This window comes from Psychroserpens citreus, from assembly GCF_055686305.1.
Genome location: NZ_CM145999.1, coordinates 865059 through 884622 on the forward strand (window position 1 = coordinate 865059; position 19564 = coordinate 884622).

General features: G+C 32.2%; 17 protein-coding genes and 2 tRNA genes. 10 read left to right on the forward strand and 9 right to left on the reverse strand.

Translation table 11 applies throughout. The features are described 5' to 3' along the window. The first annotated feature begins 143 nt into the window (after positions 1–143). Positions 144–920, forward strand: a complete 777-nt coding sequence (locus ACTU6T_RS03945; protein ID WP_460219962.1) for a LytR/AlgR family response regulator transcription factor — start codon at positions 144–146, stop codon at positions 918–920. A 121-nt stretch (positions 921–1041) separates the two neighbouring features. Continuing rightward, complete coding sequence (locus tag ACTU6T_RS03950; protein ID WP_460219963.1) at positions 1042–2082, forward strand: sensor histidine kinase; 1041 nt, start codon at positions 1042–1044, stop codon at positions 2080–2082. On the opposite strand, the gene galE is transcribed toward ACTU6T_RS03950, so the two are convergent. Then, positions 2083–3105, reverse strand: a complete 1023-nt coding sequence (gene galE, locus ACTU6T_RS03955) for a UDP-glucose 4-epimerase GalE (RefSeq protein WP_460219964.1) — start codon at positions 3103–3105, stop codon at positions 2083–2085. Between the two features lies 1 nt (position 3106). Next, positions 3107–4261 carry a DegT/DnrJ/EryC1/StrS family aminotransferase gene (locus tag ACTU6T_RS03960; protein ID WP_460219965.1) on the reverse strand — a complete coding sequence of 385 codons (1155 nt, stop codon included), beginning with the start codon at positions 4259–4261 and terminating at the stop codon, positions 3107–3109. An 89-nt stretch (positions 4262–4350) separates the two neighbouring features. Between ACTU6T_RS03960 and ACTU6T_RS03965 the strand changes: the two genes are divergently transcribed. Further along, positions 4351–5577: a 3-deoxy-D-manno-octulosonic acid transferase gene (locus ACTU6T_RS03965; protein ID WP_460219966.1), complete on the forward strand. Its 1227-nt coding sequence runs from the start codon at positions 4351–4353 to the stop codon at positions 5575–5577. Between the two features lie 108 nt (positions 5578–5685). Then, entirely contained in the window at positions 5686–6069 is a 384-nt protein-coding gene (locus ACTU6T_RS03970) for a hypothetical protein (protein WP_460219967.1), read from the forward strand. A 47-nt stretch (positions 6070–6116) separates the two neighbouring features. Here ACTU6T_RS03970 and ACTU6T_RS03975 read toward each other — a convergent pair whose 3' ends face one another. The 6 genes from ACTU6T_RS03975 to mutS form a co-directional block, all read right to left on the reverse strand. Further along, the gene (locus ACTU6T_RS03975) at positions 6117–6560 is read right to left on the reverse strand and encodes a phage tail protein (RefSeq protein WP_460219968.1); all 444 of its coding nucleotides are present in this window, start codon (positions 6558–6560) and stop codon (positions 6117–6119) included. Between the two features lie 39 nt (positions 6561–6599). Continuing rightward, on the reverse strand, positions 6600–8171 hold the full coding sequence (locus ACTU6T_RS03980; RefSeq protein WP_460219969.1) for a phage tail sheath family protein: 1572 nt from the start codon (positions 8169–8171) through the stop codon (positions 6600–6602). A gap of 35 nt (positions 8172–8206) precedes the next feature. Further along, on the reverse strand, positions 8207–9025 hold the full coding sequence (locus ACTU6T_RS03985) for a hypothetical protein (protein ID WP_460219970.1): 819 nt from the start codon (positions 9023–9025) through the stop codon (positions 8207–8209). A gap of 445 nt (positions 9026–9470) precedes the next feature. Further along, a tRNA-Leu gene (locus tag ACTU6T_RS03990) sits at positions 9471–9554 on the reverse strand. Positions 9555–9576: 22 nt separating this feature from the next. Then, positions 9577–9648: transfer RNA gene (locus ACTU6T_RS03995), tRNA-Gly, on the reverse strand. 102 nt (positions 9649–9750) lie between these two features. Next, positions 9751–12363: a DNA mismatch repair protein MutS gene (gene mutS / locus ACTU6T_RS04000; protein WP_460220739.1), complete on the reverse strand. Its 2613-nt coding sequence runs from the start codon at positions 12361–12363 to the stop codon at positions 9751–9753. Between the two features lie 110 nt (positions 12364–12473). Between mutS and ACTU6T_RS04005 the strand changes: the two genes are divergently transcribed. Together ACTU6T_RS04005 and ACTU6T_RS04010 are read left to right on the forward strand one after the other, a co-directional pair. Continuing rightward, positions 12474–13007, forward strand: a complete 534-nt coding sequence (locus ACTU6T_RS04005; RefSeq protein ID WP_460219971.1) for an RNA methyltransferase — start codon at positions 12474–12476, stop codon at positions 13005–13007. Positions 13008–13011: 4 nt separating this feature from the next. Beyond that, on the forward strand, positions 13012–13719 hold the full coding sequence (locus tag ACTU6T_RS04010) for a class I SAM-dependent methyltransferase (RefSeq protein WP_460219972.1): 708 nt from the start codon (positions 13012–13014) through the stop codon (positions 13717–13719). Here the strand turns inward: ACTU6T_RS04010 and folK are convergent. Then, positions 13696–14826 carry a 2-amino-4-hydroxy-6-hydroxymethyldihydropteridine diphosphokinase gene (folK, locus tag ACTU6T_RS04015; RefSeq protein WP_460219973.1) on the reverse strand — a complete coding sequence of 377 codons (1131 nt, stop codon included), beginning with the start codon at positions 14824–14826 and terminating at the stop codon, positions 13696–13698. The genes ACTU6T_RS04010 and folK overlap by 24 nt on opposite strands. A gap of 70 nt (positions 14827–14896) precedes the next feature. Here folK and ACTU6T_RS04020 point away from each other — a divergent pair, with 70 nt between their 5' ends. From ACTU6T_RS04020 to rpsU, 4 genes are all read left to right on the forward strand, one after another. Beyond that, a complete protein-coding gene (locus ACTU6T_RS04020) occupies positions 14897–15601 on the forward strand; it encodes a queuosine precursor transporter (RefSeq protein ID WP_460219974.1) in 705 nt (234 codons plus the stop codon). Between the two features lie 90 nt (positions 15602–15691). Further along, the gene (locus tag ACTU6T_RS04025; RefSeq protein ID WP_460219975.1) at positions 15692–18328 is read left to right on the forward strand and encodes an AsmA family protein; all 2637 of its coding nucleotides are present in this window, start codon (positions 15692–15694) and stop codon (positions 18326–18328) included. Positions 18329–18471: 143 nt separating this feature from the next. After that, complete coding sequence (locus tag ACTU6T_RS04030; RefSeq protein ID WP_460219976.1) at positions 18472–19335, forward strand: sigma-70 family RNA polymerase sigma factor; 864 nt, start codon at positions 18472–18474, stop codon at positions 19333–19335. Positions 19336–19363: 28 nt separating this feature from the next. After that, complete coding sequence (gene rpsU, locus ACTU6T_RS04035) at positions 19364–19558, forward strand: 30S ribosomal protein S21 (RefSeq protein ID WP_033957818.1); 195 nt, start codon at positions 19364–19366, stop codon at positions 19556–19558. Positions 19559–19564: the final 6 nt, after the last annotated feature.

The window sequence follows — 19564 nt, forward strand, 5'->3', positions numbered from 1 at the left end:
ACTCCTAAAAATCAATACGAATCACTTTTAAATGTCACCTTAGAGCAAATAAATTGTTTTAGATTTCATTTGGAATTACCAATAAATTTTGACGCAACCATATTGAATTTTATGCATCTAAACTATAAAGACACTCTCAAAGCATGGTTATCAAAGTAATTATAATAGACGATGAATCATTGGCTCGTAAAAGAGTAATCAATCTATTAAATGATATTAAAGAGGTTAAGGTTATTGGTGAATGTGGGTCAGGCAAGGAAGCTATAAAGATGATTAAAACTAAAAAACCAGATTTAATTTATTTAGACATTCAAATGAAAGATATGACAGGCTTTGAAGTTCTTCAAAAGTTAGATCCAACCGAGCGTCCTCAAATTATATTTATAACTGCATATGATGGATTTGCATTAAAAGCATTTGATTTTTTCGCATTTGATTATTTGTTAAAACCATTTAAGGATGAACGGTTTTACAAATCTACAAGTAAGCTTATCACGTCTGCTTTATCAAATAGACCATCAGGTTTAAATCATAAAATCAACGATCTGATAGATTATATAGAAAGCCCAGAAAGGCGATTATCAGAATTCAAAAACAACAAATTACCAATAAAATCGAGTGGAAGAATTTCTTTTATTGAAAAATCAGACATTAAATACATACAAGCATCAGGTTATTATGTAGAAATCTTTACTGACAAAAAAAAATACCTTCTAAGAGAGTCTTTAACATCTCTTATTGCTCAATTAGAAACTAATAATTTTTATCGTATTCATAGATCGACTATAATAAATATTTCTTTAATCAAAGAGGTCATATATTCTAACTATGGTGAAGTTGATGTAAAAATGGATGATGAAAAGCTATTCAGAATAAGCAAAACTTATAAAAAAGAATTTCAACAAAGAATAGGCATATAAAATCCTTAGTATCCCAGAATTTAAACCGTAATACCGCGTGACATTTTTTAAAAAACATTTTGATTTCAAACTCATTAAATATTTGGTTTTATTTTATACTTTAATTGAGTTCATGAACTTTATGAAACAGATCTATTATAAACGGACTGGAGTACTAGATGATATGAAAATGTCTTTCTTCGACTACATAATGTACAACATTGTTATTAAATGGGTTGTTGTAATTTTACTTATGGTGATTATAAGTTGTGTTTCTAAGAATATGTTCGAAAAATGGGAGCAATCTAAACTCATAATCTTAATGCATATATTGTTAGCATTGACTAGTGGATTTTTTATCTACTTCGTATTCATCTTTACTGTCCTTGCTATAGATCAAAATTTCAAATTTTCATTATTCTGGGAGTACTTTATTGATGAGTATATGCAATTTTTAGATTATAATATGTTGGTTTACTTTTCAATGATAGGAATTATCTATGGCTATTATTATCTCAAGAGAATCAAATTAATTGAAGAACAAAAATCAAAACTCGAATATCAATTAGTATCTACTCGTTTAAAAGTATTACAATCTCAACTACATCCACATTTCCTTTTTAACACATTAAACAGTATTCATTCTCTAATGGATACTAATACTATAAAGTCTAAAGAGATGATTGTAGATTTAGGAGATATATTACGTGAAGTATTAGACAACAAAGACAAAAACCTTATTGAATTACAAGACGAACTTCATTTATTAAACAAATATATTAATATCAAGAAAACACGATTTTCTGATCATCTCAATTTTCACATTAGCATAGAGGATGATTTGGAAAATGTTCTTGTTCCAAATATGCTTATTCAACCAATTGTTGAAAATGCCATAAAACATGGGTACAATAAGAATATATTAAAACTTAATGTCTATTTGTTTATTTATAAAAGAGCTAATAAATTAATTATAAAAGTAGAAAATAATGGTAAAAAAATTAATAACAAAACATCTACACTTTTGAATAAGGGAACAGGACTTTCTAACATAAACGATCGATTACAATCCCTTTTTAACACCAATTATGAACTTAAAATTTACAATGAAAATAAAAAGGTAATCACAAAAGTTTGTTTTCCAATAAAATTGGCTATTTCAGAATTATCAACAGAAGATTAATTATAAGTTTCTAATATATCGTTCCCAATCCCAAGCAGAGCGCATTGCATCGTCTAGGCTAGACTTAGCTTTCCATCCCAAAACTGCATTTGCTTTCTCTGTGTGAGCATACGCTGAAATGACATCACCTTCACGTCTAGGCGCAATTTTATAGTTCAAAGATTGCCCAGATACTTTTTCAAAAGATTGAATCACTTCTAATACTGAACTTCCCACTCCTGTACCTACATTAAAAGTTTCATAATTGGAGTCATTCTTTTCTTGAATTAATCGCTGGAGAGCAACAACATGAGCTTTAGCTAAATCTACCACATGAATGTAATCACGTATGCACGTACCATCTGGTGTTGGATAATCATCACCAAAAACTGATAAACAGTCACGTAATCCCACAGCTGTTTGCGTTATGAATGGCACTAAGTTTTGAGGAATACCAATTGGGAGCTCTCCAATTTTCGCACTTGGATGTGCTCCAATTGGATTAAAATAACGCAAGGCAATGGCATTCAACTTCGATTTTACTTTACAAGTATCTCTTATAATTTCTTCTCCAATTTGTTTTGTGTTTCCGTAAGGTGACTCAGCTATCTTTACAGGAGCTGCTTCTGTAATTGGTAATTCGTCTGCTTGTCCATAAACGGTACATGACGAACTAAAAATGAAGTTTGAGGTATTTAATTCAGAAACTTCCTGGAGCATATAAATAAGCGTATTTAAATTATTCTCATAATACATTAATGGATTTTCGACACTTTCTCCGACAGCTTTGCTGGCCGCAAAATGAATAACACCAAGAATATCATGATGTTCTTTAAAAAAATGTTGAACGCTGGATTTGTCCTTTAAATCTAACTCTTCAAAAATTGGTCTTTGATTTGTAATAGCAGTTATACCATCTAAAACATCCAAGGAAGAATTTGATAAATTATCAATAATAACAACTTCGAACCCATCATTTTGTAATTCAACGACAGTATGCGAACCAATGAACCCCAATCCACCAGTTACCAATATTTTCTTCATACTACGAATTAATAAAATTTATGACAGTAGATGTAATAAATGCAATTTGCTCATCGTCTAGTTCAGTATGCATAGGTAAAGAAATCACTTCTTTGACTAGTTGATTTGTAACGGTAAAATCGGTTTCAATATATCTTGAATCTAAATACGCTTTTTGACGATGTAAAGGAATTGGATAATATACACCACAAGGAATTCCATTTTCATTTAAGTGTTTAGCCAAAGCATCTCGATCAGTATTTAAAACACGAAGAGTATATTGATGAAACACATGGCAATCACAATCAACACAGATTCCATTGCAACCTGATTTTCCCGAAGGAACGATAATATTATCGTGAGCTTCAAATGCATTGCTATAAGCTCTTGCTGCTTTTTGCCGTGCTGCATTATAAGTATCTAAATGTTTCAATTTTATATTCAAAATTGCTGCCTGAATAGAATCCAATCGAGAATTAACACCAACTACATCATGATGATAACGTACATACATCCCATGATTCACAATACCTCTAATAGTATGTGCTAAATCATCATCATTTGTAAAAATAGCACCTCCATCTCCATAACAACCAAGGTTTTTGGATGGAAAAAATGATGTCGAAGCTACATGACCAATAGTACCTGCTTTTGCTTTAGTACCATCACTGTACGTATAAGATGCTCCAATAGCTTGTGCATTATCTTCAATAACATAAAGGTTATGAGCTTTTGCGATTTCCATTATTGCTTCCATATTAGCACACATTCCGAAAAGATGAACAGGAACAATAGCTTTTGTCTTTGGCGTTATAGCTTTTTTGATGGCTTCAATATCAATATTGAAGCTAATAGGATCCACATCTACTAAAACTGGTGTTAATTGCAATAATGCTATAACTTCTACTGTAGCTGCAAAAGTAAAATCGGCTGTAATAACCTCATCGCCTGGTTTCAAACCTAAACCCATCATGGCAATTTGCAGTGCATCTGTTCCATTAGCACATGGTATTACATGTTTTACATCTAAATAATTTTCTAAGTTTTTCTGAAACTCATGAACCTTTGGCCCATTGATATACGCAGTAGATTCTAAAACTTCTAAAACGGAGTCATCTACCTCAGCTTTTATTTTACTATATTGACCTTTAAGGTCAACCATTTGTATTTTTCTCATATGTCACGAAATTACAAAATTCGTCCACATTAAACAATGAAATTATAGCAAAGAACCCTATTTTAGCAAGACCTAAAACTCATTATTATTTGTACAACTTCGGAATACATATCTTTTCTATTATTTTAAAGCTACTTGCACCTTTTAATAATAAGATTAAACAAGGGGTTAAAGGTCGGTCTAAAACATTTGACATATTAGAACGACACCTTACACCTAATGACAAAACATTATGGTTCCATTGTGCATCCCTTGGCGAATATGAACAAGGGCTTCCTGTTTTTGAAGCATTAAGACATCACTATCCGCATTACAAAGTCATACTTACATTTTTTTCACCATCAGGCTATGAAGTGCGAAAAAACACCCCAATAGCTGATCATGTTGTCTATCTTCCCATAGATACCAAAAAAAATGCATCAAGATTTTTAGATATTATAGATCCTGAATTAGTCATTTTTGTTAAATATGATATTTGGCCAAATTTCTTATTAGGTTTAAAACGGCGTGGTAAAAAGGCCATTTTAATTTCAGCATTGTTCAGAAAAAATCAATCGTACTTTAAATTTTATGGAGGTAAGCGAGCTTCTGCACTATTTGCCTTTGAACATATTTTCACTCAAGATAAAAACTCTAAAACATTATTAAACTCTATTAATTATAATTCAGTTACTGTTACTGGTGACACAAGATATGATCGTGTAACTAGTCAATTATCGCAAAACAATACACTCGATTTTATTTCTGAATTTAAAGGTAATAGTACCTGTATTGTTATTGGTAGCTCTTGGCCAGAAGACGAAGACATACTTATCCCTTATATTAATGCGAATGCTTCAAAGGACTTAAAATTTGTCATTGCGCCTCATGAGGTTCATCAGAATCATGTTAAAGCCATACTTTCCAAATTAAGTGTAGACACTATTTTATTTTCAGAAAAAAACGGCAAATCACTAAACGACTTTTCAGTAATGATAATTGATACAATTGGCTTATTATCTAAAATTTATAGCTATTCTGATATTGCATATATAGGAGGCGCTATGGGAACTACAGGCTTACATAATATTTTAGAACCTGCCGTTTTTGGTGTACCAATTATTATTGGAAAAAACTATAAAAAGTTTCCAGAAGCTTCAATCATGATTAAAGAAGCTGGAGTTACTTCAGTAAAAGACGAAACAGAATTAAAAACCGTACTCGATATGTTATTATCTTCAACTGAATATAGAACCTCAGAAGGCATTAAAAATGCAAGTTTTATCAGTAAAAATAAAGGCGCAGTAGTCCAAATCATGGAGTCTATTCGTATATAGAACTGAAATCAAATACGGTGAAATAATAATAAATGTTAAATTTTTTAACAAAAATCCAAATTAACTTATTAATTTCGTGTATTAACAATTAACACTAAAACGATTACAATGAAAAAATTGATTTTAAACATCGCATTGGTATTGGCACTTGTTGTGTCTGTAACATCATGTAGAGAAACTAAAGAAGGAGCAGAAAAAGCTGGAGATGCAGTAGAAAATGCAGCTCAAGAAGCTGGTGACGCAATCGAAGATGCTGCAGAAGCAACTGGAGATGCTATTAAAGAAGGTGCAGACGCAGTTAAAGAAGGTGCTGAAGATGCCGTTAATGCTGCTGGTGATGCGATTAAGGATGGTGCTGAAAAAGTAAAAGAAGGCGCTAAAGACATGGTAGATGATGCTAAAGATGCTGTTAATGATGCAGCAGATAAAGCTAAAGAAGATGGTGCTAAAGCATTAAACGATGCAGCAGATAAATTGAAAAAAGATAACTAAGATTAGTTACTTTAAAATATTAAGGTCTAACGAAAGTTAGGCCTTTTTTATTTTATTGTTTTTACCTCAAAATAAGTATAAGCTAGCTCTACACTTTCAACTAAAACTTCATTGTCTCGTGACTTTAAATCTGCTATTGCATATTTTACTGGGTACGCCTTATAAAACAACCATTTCATCAACACTTCTCCCTTTTCATTTAATAAATTTACAGTTAGATCTTGAGGTCTAATTGGTTGGGTCAACCCACCATCTAAGGTGTCTGAACACCATTTTACTAGCGAAGAGTTGTTTGGGGCAATTGCCCGTTTAAGCACTAGATTTTTACTTGAAGTTATAGTAGGCAAACGATATTTAAAGCGATTTTCACCTCCACTTTTTACTTCTTCAATTCCAAGCTCCTTAGATATCCCTGAAACTTCTTTAAATGCTATATTTTCTCCATCAAGTGAGAGTTCGAAATAAAAACCAACTAAGTAATCTGTTGCCATTATGTATATGTTTTAAATATTCTTCATTAATAAATTCTATTAACTAGAAGTTGCTTGTTGCTGTTGAAATGTTATTATCATAAATTCTGCAGGTCTTACGACAGCAACCTTTATCATCACGTTCATAAATCCTAATGTAATATCATTTGGAGTCATTGTGATACCTAAACCACATTCTACACAAAAAGCATCAGATGGTTTAGCACCAACTAATGCCCCTTGACGCCAAGCTCCTGATAAAAAACTAGAAATCATAGCTTTTACAGCCTCCCAAGTGTTCTTATTATTTGGTTCAAACACATAGGCTTGTACTGCTAATTTACATGATTGCTCTATATAAATCAAGGTTCTTCTAACTGACAAGTACCTCCAATCATTACTATTTCCGTCTAAAGTTCTTGCACCCCAAATTAGAGTTCCTCGACCACTAAAAGTTCTTATAGCATTAATAGATTTTCCTGAAATAGGGTCAACATTAAGTGATTCTTGTTGGCTTTGTGTTAAATCAAGAGGTAATCCAGTTACCGAATTCATTGACATATTTGCAGGAGCTTGCCATGGACCAACATTATTATCAACAGTAGTAATTAATCCTGCTATTCCTCCACTAGGCGGCAAAATATTAGCCACTTTTAATAAGCTTGAAATAATAGTTTTGTAAGTAGTACTTGCAGTAATTAAAGCATTATGATATTGATTAACTGTTAATTCTTGACTTTTAGAATTTGTTAGAATTTTTGATGCTTCTAGATTAGGGTTTGAAGCTGGATTTAATAAAGGTTCTAGTTGTGTTACATCACCTCCATATATATTAGTATAATCAATATCGGTAGCTTGCATAATTGAGGTACAAACAAAAGGAAAGTATGCAGCTCCAAATCCAAGGTTATTAACACCTGTATGATTCCTAAACGTATCTATGTAATCATCATATTTCAATTCGTCAGAATTTTGACCTCCAATAATATCAAAAATCGAAATAGAGGTTTTCATTTCTGTACTTTGAGCCATCATCGCCTGCATTAAACTTCCATTATTTCCAACGGTTAATAATGTTGCTTCTGGGCAGATATATATCGTAGGTTCTTGTTGATTTTTCAACAGATCTAAACCATCCATTAGTTCATTAAGTTGAACGTTTGTATTGATAATCTGCACTCCTAAATCTACTGGACCACCACTTGGCGAACCATAGCTCCCTACAGAAACTATATAAGCATCTCCTCCTCCATTATCATAAAAAAGTTTTATAGAATTGTATAAATAATAAATGGTATTAGGATCAGGTAAAATTGAATAATAGTCACCTTCAATAGTAAGATAGTTCCCTTCAGTAGGCTGATCCATTTGTTTTACGAGATAATAATCAGGCTTATATTGTTTAACAGGGTCTGCAGGAGTTGCTGAATCTGGGTAACAAAAAATAGCACGAAATTCTGCAAATGAAGTAATTTTTACAGGAACATTTGTATACGAAACACCGTCATAAGATGCTTTCGCCGTATATCCAATAAATGCGGGAATTGCTGTTGGAACTGGCACTACAGAATTACCGAAACCATCTATTTCATTGACATAAACTCCTGGAGTCTTAATTGTAGCTAAATTCATAAAATAGTTGTTTTAAATATTTTAAAAGTTTGTCACTATATATACACATACATCGGTGAAATTATTAGCTTTTGGGTATTCTCTACAATTACTTGCAATTGATTTGGATTGGGCATCGGCAAATTTTTAAAAACTGTTTTCTCTTCTTTAACACCTAAACGTTCTATGGTATTAACTAAATCAAAACTGTATTTAGGAATTTCACTTAATAAAACACCTTGCCCAATAGACATAAAACATGTCGCTGCTTGGCCATTTTGTAAGATAACATCCTTTCCTGAGTCAAATTCTATATTAGCATCTCCTTTAATAGAGAGCTGTTCAAAGCGTTGTTGACTATTATTTATAATATTGTATTGCCAAATTGTAGCTCTTGAAAAGAAACCTATCTTGTAATGAACTGGAAAATCATCTGTAGCAAGTTTTAAAAGATCTGCAAAATATATTCGTAATTTAAATAAATGATTATCTGAGTTATCCTGAAGAAACTGTTGTTTTAAAACTATAAAATCATCTTCTGAATTACCTTCACTCGAATCAAAAACTAAACTTCTAACCTCATCAGTCGGGAAATTTGTATATTGATAAAATGTTTGATCTATTGTAGTAATATTGAATTCAAAATACGATATCCCTGTTGTCTGAATTATATAATTTAAAAGTTCTACAATAGATTTTTCTTGAGGAACATAAAACTGAAATCCTTTTTCATTTATAACGAGTTTGAACCCGAATCTATCAATTATTTGTTGAGTTTCATTTGAAGTAGAATAAACTAAATTCTTGCTAAAACCACTTTCAAAGTAAGTATGAGTAACCTGAAAATCGAATAATACACTATAAGAATTTGTCATTGCGTGTTGTTTTGAAGTCATTCTACCTCGCCTATTCTTAACCGCATAGCTCAGCTTATTTTTTTATTAAGAACTTAGAACACCTAAGGTAGTAATACTTATCTAATTATTTACTGTCTTTGACCAACAATAGCAAGTCAATTCTTTCAAAGCTAACTAAAAACAACATAATATTACTAAGTAGAAATACCTGAATTTAGGCGATAGTGAAGTATTTGATGTAAACTTCTAACAATTTTGAAATCAAAAAAGCTGAAACTTTCGTTTCGGCTTTTCATCTGTACTGAAGACGGTTTTACCTTCGGTGAGTCTCATTTCAACATCTTGAGAAAAGCCTATCCAAATTATTGGATTCTTTTTTAGTTTTAAAAATCATTTCGGAAATAAACTTCCTATAATTTTTAAAACTAAAAAAGCCGAAACTTTCGTTTCGGCTTTTCATCTGTACTGAAGACGGGACTTGAACCCGTACGTCCTAATGGACATTGGATTTTAAGTCCAACGTGTCTACCAATTCCACCACTTCAGCTTGGTATATTTTTAAGATGCAGAGCGAAAGACGGGATTTGAACCCGCGACCCTCACCTTGGCAAGGTGATGCTCTACCCCTGAGCTACTTTCGCATTATAGCAATTATTTAAATGAACGTTTGTTGTAATTGCGAGGGCAAATTTAAGACTTTTCTTAGAAATGCAAAGCCTTTTCTGTAAAAAATCACACTTTTTTTATGCACGCTTCTTTTTCAATAACATACGTTTTATTTCATTGAGTTTCATCAAGGCTTCAACTGGTGTTAATGTATCAATATCTGTATTTACAATTTCTTCTTTTATTTGCTCTAATAGAGGGTCATCCAAGTTGAAAAAACTCAATTGCATTTCACTATTCAAGGTTTTCACCTTATCAGTGAGCTCTTCACTAGAATGCGATTTCTCCAACTGCTTTAAAATTTTATTAGCACGATGAATCACTTGCTGAGGCATACCAGCCATTTTAGCGACGTGAATTCCAAAACTATGCTCACTTCCGCCTTCTACTAATTTTCTAAGAAATAAGACATTGTCTTTCAATTCCTTTACAGAAACATTAAAGTTTTTAATCCGATCAAAGGTTTCAGACATTTCATTGAGCTCATGATAGTGTGTTGCAAATAAGGTTTTTGCTTTACTTGGATGCTCATGTAAATACTCACTTATAGCCCATGCAATAGAAATCCCATCGTAGGTACTTGTACCGCGACCTATTTCATCAAGTAGCACCAAACTTCGATCTGAGATATTATTTAAAATAGATGCGGTTTCATTCATCTCTACCATGAATGTTGATTCTCCCATAGAAATGTTATCACTAGCACCTACTCGTGTAAAAATCTTATCGGTTAATCCTATAGTTGCTGTTTCAGCAGGAACAAAACTACCCATTTGAGCCAACAATACTATTAAAGCGGTCTGTCTTAAAATTGCAGATTTACCAGACATATTTGGACCGGTAATCATAATGATTTGTTGTTGTTCACGATCCAAATAGACATCGTTTGCAATATAAGGCTCACCATGTGGCAATTGCTTTTCAATAACCGGATGTCTTCCGTTTTTAATATCTAATTCATAACTATCATTGAGTGTAGGTCTCGTATAATTATTATCTAAGGCCAATTGCGCAAAACCAGTTAAACAATCTAGTTGTGCAATTAATGCTGAATTTTTTTGAACAGGTTGAATAAATTGACCAATCCAACTCACAAGCTCAGCAAACAATTGTTGTTCGATAGCTAAAATACGCTCTTCTGCTCCTAAGATTTTGGTTTCGTATTCTTTTAGCTCTTCAGTAATATAACGTTCGGCACTAACCAAAGTTTGTTTTCTAATCCACTCCTCTGGAACTTTATCTTTATGAGTATGACGCACTTCAATATAATAACCAAACACATTATTAGACGCTATTTTAAGCGACGTAATTCCAGTACGTTCACTTTCTCGCTCTAACATATTATCTAGGTATTCTTTTCCAGAAGCCGATAAATCACGTAGTTCTTTTAGCTCTACTGAAAAGTCTGATGCAATAGTATTCCCTTTTAAAATATTAACTGGTGCCTCTTCATTTAAAGTACGCTTAATACGTTCACGAAGGATATCACAAGTATCCATTTGTTCTCCTAAATGTTGTAGCGCTTTATTTTTTGTTTGAAGTGCAAGTGACTTAATAGGTACTATAGCTTCTAAAGCATTTTTAAGTTGAACCACTTCACGTGGCGTAATTTTAGCTGTAGCTACTTTTGAAATAAGGCGCTCTATGTCACCAATATGTTTTAACTGATGCTGAAATTTTTGCAACACATCTGAATCATTCTTTATATACTCTACAATCTCATAGCGTTGATCAATTTGCTCAATATTGACTAAAGGCAAGGCCAACCAACGCTTAAGTAAACGTCCTCCCATTGGAGAAATAGTTTTATCAATAACATCGATTAAGGTTACAGCATTTTGATTTGTAGAATGGTACAACTCTAGATTTTTTATCGTAAAGCGATCCATCCAAACATGCTCCCCTTTTGATAAGCGTTGAATTGATGTGATGTGTTGTAATTTATGATGTTGTGTTTCCCCTAAATAATGTAAAATCGCTCCAGCTGCAACAATACCTTCATATAAATCATCAATACCAAACCCTTTAAGCGACTTGGTATTAAAATGTTTCAATAAGGTTTCATTAGCATAATCATCCTGAAATACCCAATCTTCTAAATAAAAAGCATGAAAATCATTCCCAAAAGCCTCATTGTAATGCTTCCGCTTAGGCTTAGCTACTAATACTTCACTTGGCCTAAAATTTTGAAGCAACTTATCAATGTACTCTTCATTTCCTTGTGAGATAAAAAACTCGCCGGTAGACACATCTAAAAATGATACGCCTACAGCTTTTATTCCGAAACACACTGCAGCTAAAAAGTTATTGGTTTTAGAGTGTAAAATATCATCATTAAGTGCAACTCCAGGTGTTACTAATTCTGTAACGCCACGCTTTACAATAGTTTTGGTTTGCTTTGGATCCTCTAACTGATCACAAATAGCAACACGCTCACCAGCTTTAACCAATTTAGGTAAATATGTATTAAGAGAATGGTGCGGGAATCCAGCTAATTCAGTTTCAGTTTCACTACCTGCACCACGTTTGGTCAAAATAATATCTAAAATTTTCGATGCTTTAACAGCATCTTGCCCAAAGGTCTCATAAAAATCGCCCACACGAAACAAGAGCAGTGCATCAGGATATTTCGCCTTAATAGCATTATACTGTTTCATTAACGGGGTTTCTTTTTTTGCTTTTTTAGCCAATGCTTTTACGTATTTTTGTGACAATTGTAAGACTGCTAATGTACTTATAATTTCAAGTTTTCTAAAGCTTAGAAACTATAAGTTATCTACAAAAACAATAAGATTTTAACATGAGAAAACTAAAAAATAGCGAGCTCGACAGATTAAATGTTACTGAATTTAAGCAAGCTAAAAAAACTCCACTTATTATTATATTAGATAATATCAGAAGTTTAAATAATATTGGTTCAGTATTTAGAACGAGTGATGCCTTTTTAATTGAAAAAATATACCTCTGTGGTATTACAGCAGTTCCACCTCACAATGACATTAGAAAAACCGCCTTAGGAAGCACTGATACTGTAGCTTGGGAATATGCTAAAGACACCTTAGATGTTGTTAACCAACTTCAGTCTAAACATGTTAAAATTATAGCTATCGAACAAGCAGAACACGCTACAATGCTTGACGAGTTTAAACCTATCCCAAATCAAACTTATGCTTTAGTGTTTGGCAATGAAGTAAAAGGAGTCGCTCAAGATGTAGTTAATGCTAGTGATATCGTCATTGAAATTCCACAATTTGGAACAAAGCATTCCTTAAATATTTCGGTGAGTTGTGGCGTGGTGATATGGGATATGTTTAGTAAACTCCGTAACACCTAAACGATTGGCTAAAAAAAAGAAAACACCTTGGCCAACAAAGGCAGTCATGACTCAAATTTATGAACAGCATCTTTGGGGTGGAAACGAATTTGATTTCTATTCAGGAGAAGGTTCTCATGATTTAAACATTGTGAATCCATATTTAGAAGCTGTCATATCTTTTCTCAAGTCACACAATAGCTCACTAACTATTTGTGATCTAGGTTGTGGTGATTTTAATATTGGGCAGCATCTAATCAAATATGTAAAAAGCTATATCGCGATTGATATTGTAGACGATTTAATCAAGAGAAACAAAACTAAATTCAAAGCAAATCATCTTGAGTTTATTTGTTTAGATATTGCCAAAGACCAACTTCCATCTGCAGATTGTATCATTTTAAGACAGGTACTTCAACATTTATCGAATCAAGAGATCCATAACATTGTTAAAAAACTAAATAATTACCAGCACATCATTGTTACTGAACATGTCCCAGAAAAAACATTTACACCAAATAAAGATATCATTTCAGGACAAGGAAATAGATTAAAATATAATAGTGGTGTTAATATACTTGAAGCTCCTTTTAATTTAAAAGTGAATAAACAATCTGTATTAAACTGTATCACATTAGGCAACAATAAGGGACAGATTTTGACGACTTATTATGGATTATCAATTTTACAACAAGCTAATAGTTGCAATTTATTCATTACAAATCTCCCCTAACAACCACAAATAATCCGAACGATTCTTTACGAAGTCTTTATCTGAAATATCAATAATTTTCACATTGAGTTCTGATTGATTTTTCAAAAACTCTAAATAACCCGAATTAATTTTTTCTAAATACTCATCGTCAATATTTTGTTCGTAATCACGTCCTCGTTTTTTAATATTCTCTTGAAGTCGCTCAGTATTTTGATAGAGATATACATACAAATCAGGCTTAGCAATATCTTTGTACATCAAATAAAATAACTTTCTATACAATTTAAACTCATCTTCAGGCAACGTAATTTTGGAGAAAATTAAAGATTTGTAAATATCATAATCACTCACAATAAAATCTTTAAACAAATCGAGTTGTGATAAATCATCACTTATTTGTTGATAACGATCAGCGAGAAAAGACATTTCTAAGGTAAATGCATAACGCAGCGGTTCTTCATAAAATTTAGGTAAAAACGGATTATCTGCAAATCGCTCTAAAATCAACTTGGCATTAAAATCATTTGATATTTGGTGTGCCAAACTCGTTTTACCGGCTCCAATATTGCCTTCGATGGCGATATAATTGTACTTAGAAAAATCAAATTGTTTTGATGGGTTTTTCAACCAAATTTTAACATCTTCAATCTCACTTTTATCCTCACATTCAACCAAGATATCTTCAATGGTTTTCTCAAACTTTGGGTGTTCAAATTTCGGAGCAATATCTTTTAAAGGTTGCAAAACAAATTGTCTATTTTGAAGACGAGGGTGTGGTATTTCTAATCCATTAATTGAAATACAATCTGTATTAAAAAACAGAATATCCAAATCAATAGTTCTGGCTTCATAAGTGTTTGATTTTGTCTTCTCTCTACCTAATTTAGCTTCTATATCTTGAAGTTTTTTAAGCGTCTTTTCGGCAGAAGACCTAGTTTCTACAACAATACAAGTATTTAAAAAATCATCACTTTCAAACCCAAAAGCAGGTGTATTATAGACTTTAGCTATACTGATGACTTTTCCTATTTCAGTAAAAATCAAATTCACAGCGTCTTGCAGATATTTTAATCTGTCACCTTTATTGCTTCCGAGAGCGATATAAACCTGGTTAGTAGAATTCATATGAATCGTCAAAATAATGAAAAGAAATCCATTTTAGCTTATATTTACACCAAGTATTTATTCACAATTTATGGAGTTAAAAGATAAACTTGATGCACAAAAAATTTATTTATTTCTCGCAGCCTTGTTTATTACGTCATTGGTTGTTTCAAATCTTATTTTCCAGAAATTTTTTTACTGGTATCCTTTTGATGTTGAAATTTTCGGCACAAAGCTTTTTGAAATCTCCGTTGGATTACTTCCATACCCATTAACCTTTTTAATTACCGATTTAATTAGTGAAATCTACGGAAAGAAACGTGCAAATCAAGTTGTTGTAGCTGGTATTTTTGCCTCTATTTTTTCTTTACTAATCATATTAATATCTAGTCATGTACCAGCAACTACATGGTCTTATGTTAACGACGAAACCTTTACACAGGTATTTGGGAACTCTTCAATAGCTGTCTTCGCTAGCATGATTACGTATTTATTTGCTCAGTTTGTAGATATTCAGATTTATCATTTTTGGAAACGACTTACAAAAGGCAAGCATTTATGGTTAAGAAATAATTTCTCTACATGGTTCTCTCAATTTGTAGATACGTTTACAATCCTAATGCTATTATGTTCTTTCGGAATTATACCTTGGGTTAATTTTAAAGGTTTATTAATTAGCGGATTTATTTTTAAAGTTATTGTTGCCGCTCTTGACACTCCGTTTTTATATCTTGGTGTTTTTCTTTTCAGAAGGCGCTTCAACTTAGAAGTGAATGAAGAAATTGAACTGATTTAAAGCCTAAATTCGGGTTAAAATTATATTAAACTTTTGCATTAATTAGACTTAAACTTTATTCTGCACGTATATAGTATACAAAACAATCATATGAAGAAAGCATTAAAGATTACAGGAATTACTATTCTCATCATTTTTTTCTTATTACTCGCCATTCCATTTGCTTTTCAAGGGCAAATCAAAGACATGGTTAAAACTTTTATTAATGAGAATCTCAATGCTAAAGTAGAATTTAGCGATGTGAGTTTAAGCTTCATTCGCAGTTTTCCTCAAGCACATGTAAGTGTTGATGATTTGGTGATTACAAATTACAAACCTTTTGAAGACGAAACTTTTGCAACTGCAAAAAATTTGAACTTCACGATGTCGGTAAAGGAGCTATTTAAAAGTGCTGATGAAGATCCTATAGTTGTTAACGCTATCAACATTGATGAAGCTGTACTAACAATAAAATCTGACGCTTTAGGCAACAATAATTATGACATAACTAAAGAAAAGGGAAATGATACAACAGTTTCAGATACATCAGACGGATTTGCATTTGACATTGAGGATTACAATATCAATAATAGTGCAATTACTTATATAGATGAAAAGTCTAATACTAGATTGTATATTTCAGAATTAAACCATTCTGGGCATGGTACGTTTTCCGAAGAGATATCACAACTCGACACAGAAACAACTGCCAATGTAAGTATGAGTATTGACAGTACGCAATACCTCAACCAAAATAATATAAAACTGGATGCCTTAATAGGCATGAATCTTAATGAGCAGAAATACACTTTCATGGAAAATAAAGGGTTCATAAATCAACTCCCTCTTGTTTTTAATGGTTACATACAACAACTAGAAGATGGCCAGGATATTGATATTTCTTTCGAAAACCCAGAATCTTCATTTAAAGATTTTCTTGCTGTTATCCCTCAATCGTATTCTAAAAACATTGAAGATGTTGACACTTCTGGGGATTTTAAAGTTAGCGGTGTTATTAAAGGAAAAGTAACTGAGTTAACAATTCCAACTTTGGATATAAATATCTCATCTGATAATGCCTCCTTTAAATATCCAGATTTACCAAAACGTGTTGAGAATATTACCATAAATACTGCTATAAAAAACACCACAGGAAACCTTGACGATACATTTGTGGACATCAAAACACTCAATTTTAAAATTGATGAAGATGTATTTAAATCGAATGTTACCTTAAAGAATCTAACAAAAAACATGTTGGTAAATGCTAATATTGATGGCACTTTAAACTTAGCTAACATTTCTAAAGCCTATCCTATCGATTTTGAAAAACAATTAAGTGGTATTCTTAAAGGAAAACTCAATACTGCTTTTGATATGAATGCCATTGAAACTAATGCCTATAATCGTATCAAAAATAATGGTAATATAAGCGTAAGTGATTTTGTGTTTTCTTCGGAAGACATTGTTAATCCAATTCAAATCAATACAGCAAGCATGACATTTAATCCTGGCAATGTAACACTTAACTCTTTTGATGCCAAAACAGGAACAAGCGATTTTAAAGCCACTGGAACCATAAAAAATTTACTAGGATTTCTTTTAAGTGATAATAAGCTACAAGGGAATTTCAATGTTAATTCTAATACATTTGTAGTAAGTGATTTTATGGTTGAGGATGAAATGGCCGTGGATGATTCTAACAAAACTACTTCGGATGGCGAATCACTCAAAATTCCCGACTTCTTAGATTGCACAATAAACGCAAACGCCAAATCCGTAACCTATGATAACTTAACGCTTAAAGATGTTAAAGGCACACTAGCGATAAAAGATCAAGAAGCAAATCTTAAAAACCTAACATCAAATCTGTTTAATGGTGTTCTCGCTATGACAGGAACTGTGTCTACAAAAACAGACACACCTGTCTTTAATTTAAATTTAGGTGCCGAAGATTTTGATATATCGCAATCCTTCAAAGATTTAGAACTACTTCAAAACTTGGCTCCAATTGCTAAAGTCTTACAAGGAAAACTAAATACAGTAATTAAACTTCAAGGTACACTTGATGAAGAATTTACACCTAATTTAAACACAGTATCAGGTGATGCGTTTGCAGAATTATTTTCAACAAACTTAAATAACGATCAAGCGTCTATATTAAATAAATTAGGTGGCGCTTTAGACTTTATCGATTTTAAGAAACTTAACTTAAAAGACATTAAAACCCGATTGGATTTTTCAGATGGGCAAGTCAACGTCAAACCGTTTAATTTAAAATATGAGGATATTGATATTATCGTTTCTGGTGCTCACGGATTTGACAAAACTTTGAATTACAATGCAGTATTTCAAGTCCCAGCAAAATATCTAGGCAGTGAAGTAAATCAATTAATAGGAAAGATTAACGATCCAGAAGTAGCTAAAATCACTATTCCAGTGACAGCAAATATAACAGGTAGTTATACGAGTCCACAGGTAAAGACAGATTTAACCAGTGGAATTTCAAATTTAACACAGCAATTAATTGAAATTGAAAAACAAAAACTTATTGACAAAGGTACCGATAAACTAGATGATTTACTTGGAGGGATTTTAGGTGGAAATAAGAATGAGACGACTAAAGATTCTACAAGTACAAAAACAAATGGTATAAAAACGACAGATCCTCTTAAAGAAGGGGTTAAAGATTTACTAGGAGGCTTGCTTAAAAACCGAAAAAAACAAAAAGATTCTACTAAAAACTAGTCGATTTTAAATTCTAAGCTTAAAAAAAGGCTGAAAATTAGTCAAATTCAAGATTTTTTTGCAAAGAAGTGCCTAAATATTTGCTTTTTCCATTTTAAAAGTTATAATGTACTCTTGCAAACTTTTTAAATACACTTACATACATGAGGCAATTAAAAATTACCAAACAAGTTACCAACCGTGAATCTAAATCTCTAGACAAATACCTACAAGACATCAGCAAGTTACCAATGATTACTGCTGAAGAAGAAGTTGAGCTCGCACAACGTATACGTGAAGGCGATCAATTAGCTTTAGACAAACTCACGACAGCTAACTTACGTTTCGTAGTATCTGTTGCAAAACAATATCAAAATCAAGGACTTACACTTCCTGATTTGATTAACGAAGGAAACGCTGGACTTGTTAAAGCAGCAAAACGTTTTGATGAAACCAGAGGATTTAAATTTATTTCTTATGCTGTGTGGTGGATTAGGCAAGCAATTTTACAAGCTTTAGCAGAACAATCTCGAATAGTTAGATTACCTTTGAACAAAATTGGTTCTATTAATAAAATCAATAAGACGTTCTCATTTTTAGAGCAAACACATCAAAGGCCTCCTAGTGCTGAAGAAATTGCACATGAATTAGACATGACGGTTTCAGAAGTGAAACAATCTTTAAAAAATTCTGGGAGACATTTATCGATGGATGCTCCTTTAAAAGAAGGAGAGACATCGAGTTTATACGATGTTGTTAAATCTGGTGAATCACCAAATCCTGATAGAGATTTGATGAAAGAATCACTTAATGTTGAAATCAATAGAGCATTAGACACACTATCTCAAAAAGAAAGTGATGTGATTCGTTTAAATTTTGGATTAAGTAATGAGCCACCAATGACTTTAGATGAAATTGGAGCAACATTTGATTTAACAAGAGAACGTGTAAGACAAATTAGAGAAAAAGGAATCAAGCGCTTGCGCCAAGATTCGAAAAGTAAAATATTAAAAACGTATTTAGGATAGCCCTAAACCAATAATTACAAGTATTACAATGATTAAAATTTTAGTAAAAGAAGGAGAAAGCATTGAACGTGCTTTAAAACGTTACAAAAGAAAACACCGTAACGTAAAGACAATGCAAAACATTCGTGAAAATCAATTTTTCACTAAGCCATCTGTAAAAAGAAGACGTGAAATCCAAAAAGCTGGTTATATCCAAAACTTGAGAGATCAAGAAGATATTTAGTAGTTT

What these genes read in the sequence shown, in the direction of transcription:
- ACTU6T_RS04020 (WP_460219974.1), top strand. Translation starts at nt 14,897, where the DNA reads ATGGAGTTAAAAGATAAACTTGATGCACAAAAAATTTATTTATTTCTC.
- galE (WP_460219964.1), bottom strand. Translation starts at nt 3,105, where the DNA reads ATGAAGAAAATATTGGTAACTGGTGGATTGGGGTTCATTGGTTCGCAT.
- ACTU6T_RS04030 (WP_460219976.1), top strand. Translation starts at nt 18,472, where the DNA reads ATGAGGCAATTAAAAATTACCAAACAAGTTACCAACCGTGAATCTAAA.
- rpsU (WP_033957818.1), top strand. Translation starts at nt 19,364, where the DNA reads ATGATTAAAATTTTAGTAAAAGAAGGAGAAAGCATTGAACGTGCTTTA.
- folK (WP_460219973.1), bottom strand. Translation starts at nt 14,826, where the DNA reads ATGAATTCTACTAACCAGGTTTATATCGCTCTCGGAAGCAATAAAGGT.
- ACTU6T_RS03970 (WP_460219967.1), top strand. Translation starts at nt 5,686, where the DNA reads ATGAAAAAATTGATTTTAAACATCGCATTGGTATTGGCACTTGTTGTG.
- ACTU6T_RS03950 (WP_460219963.1), top strand. Translation starts at nt 1,042, where the DNA reads ATGAAACAGATCTATTATAAACGGACTGGAGTACTAGATGATATGAAA.
- ACTU6T_RS04005 (WP_460219971.1), top strand. Translation starts at nt 12,474, where the DNA reads ATGAGAAAACTAAAAAATAGCGAGCTCGACAGATTAAATGTTACTGAA.
- ACTU6T_RS03985 (WP_460219970.1), bottom strand. Translation starts at nt 9,025, where the DNA reads ATGACAAATTCTTATAGTGTATTATTCGATTTTCAGGTTACTCATACT.
- ACTU6T_RS03960 (WP_460219965.1), bottom strand. Translation starts at nt 4,261, where the DNA reads ATGAGAAAAATACAAATGGTTGACCTTAAAGGTCAATATAGTAAAATA.
- ACTU6T_RS04025 (WP_460219975.1), top strand. Translation starts at nt 15,692, where the DNA reads ATGAAGAAAGCATTAAAGATTACAGGAATTACTATTCTCATCATTTTT.
- ACTU6T_RS03980 (WP_460219969.1), bottom strand. Translation starts at nt 8,171, where the DNA reads ATGAATTTAGCTACAATTAAGACTCCAGGAGTTTATGTCAATGAAATA.
- ACTU6T_RS03945 (WP_460219962.1), top strand. Translation starts at nt 144, where the DNA reads ATGGTTATCAAAGTAATTATAATAGACGATGAATCATTGGCTCGTAAA.
- ACTU6T_RS03975 (WP_460219968.1), bottom strand. Translation starts at nt 6,560, where the DNA reads ATGGCAACAGATTACTTAGTTGGTTTTTATTTCGAACTCTCACTTGAT.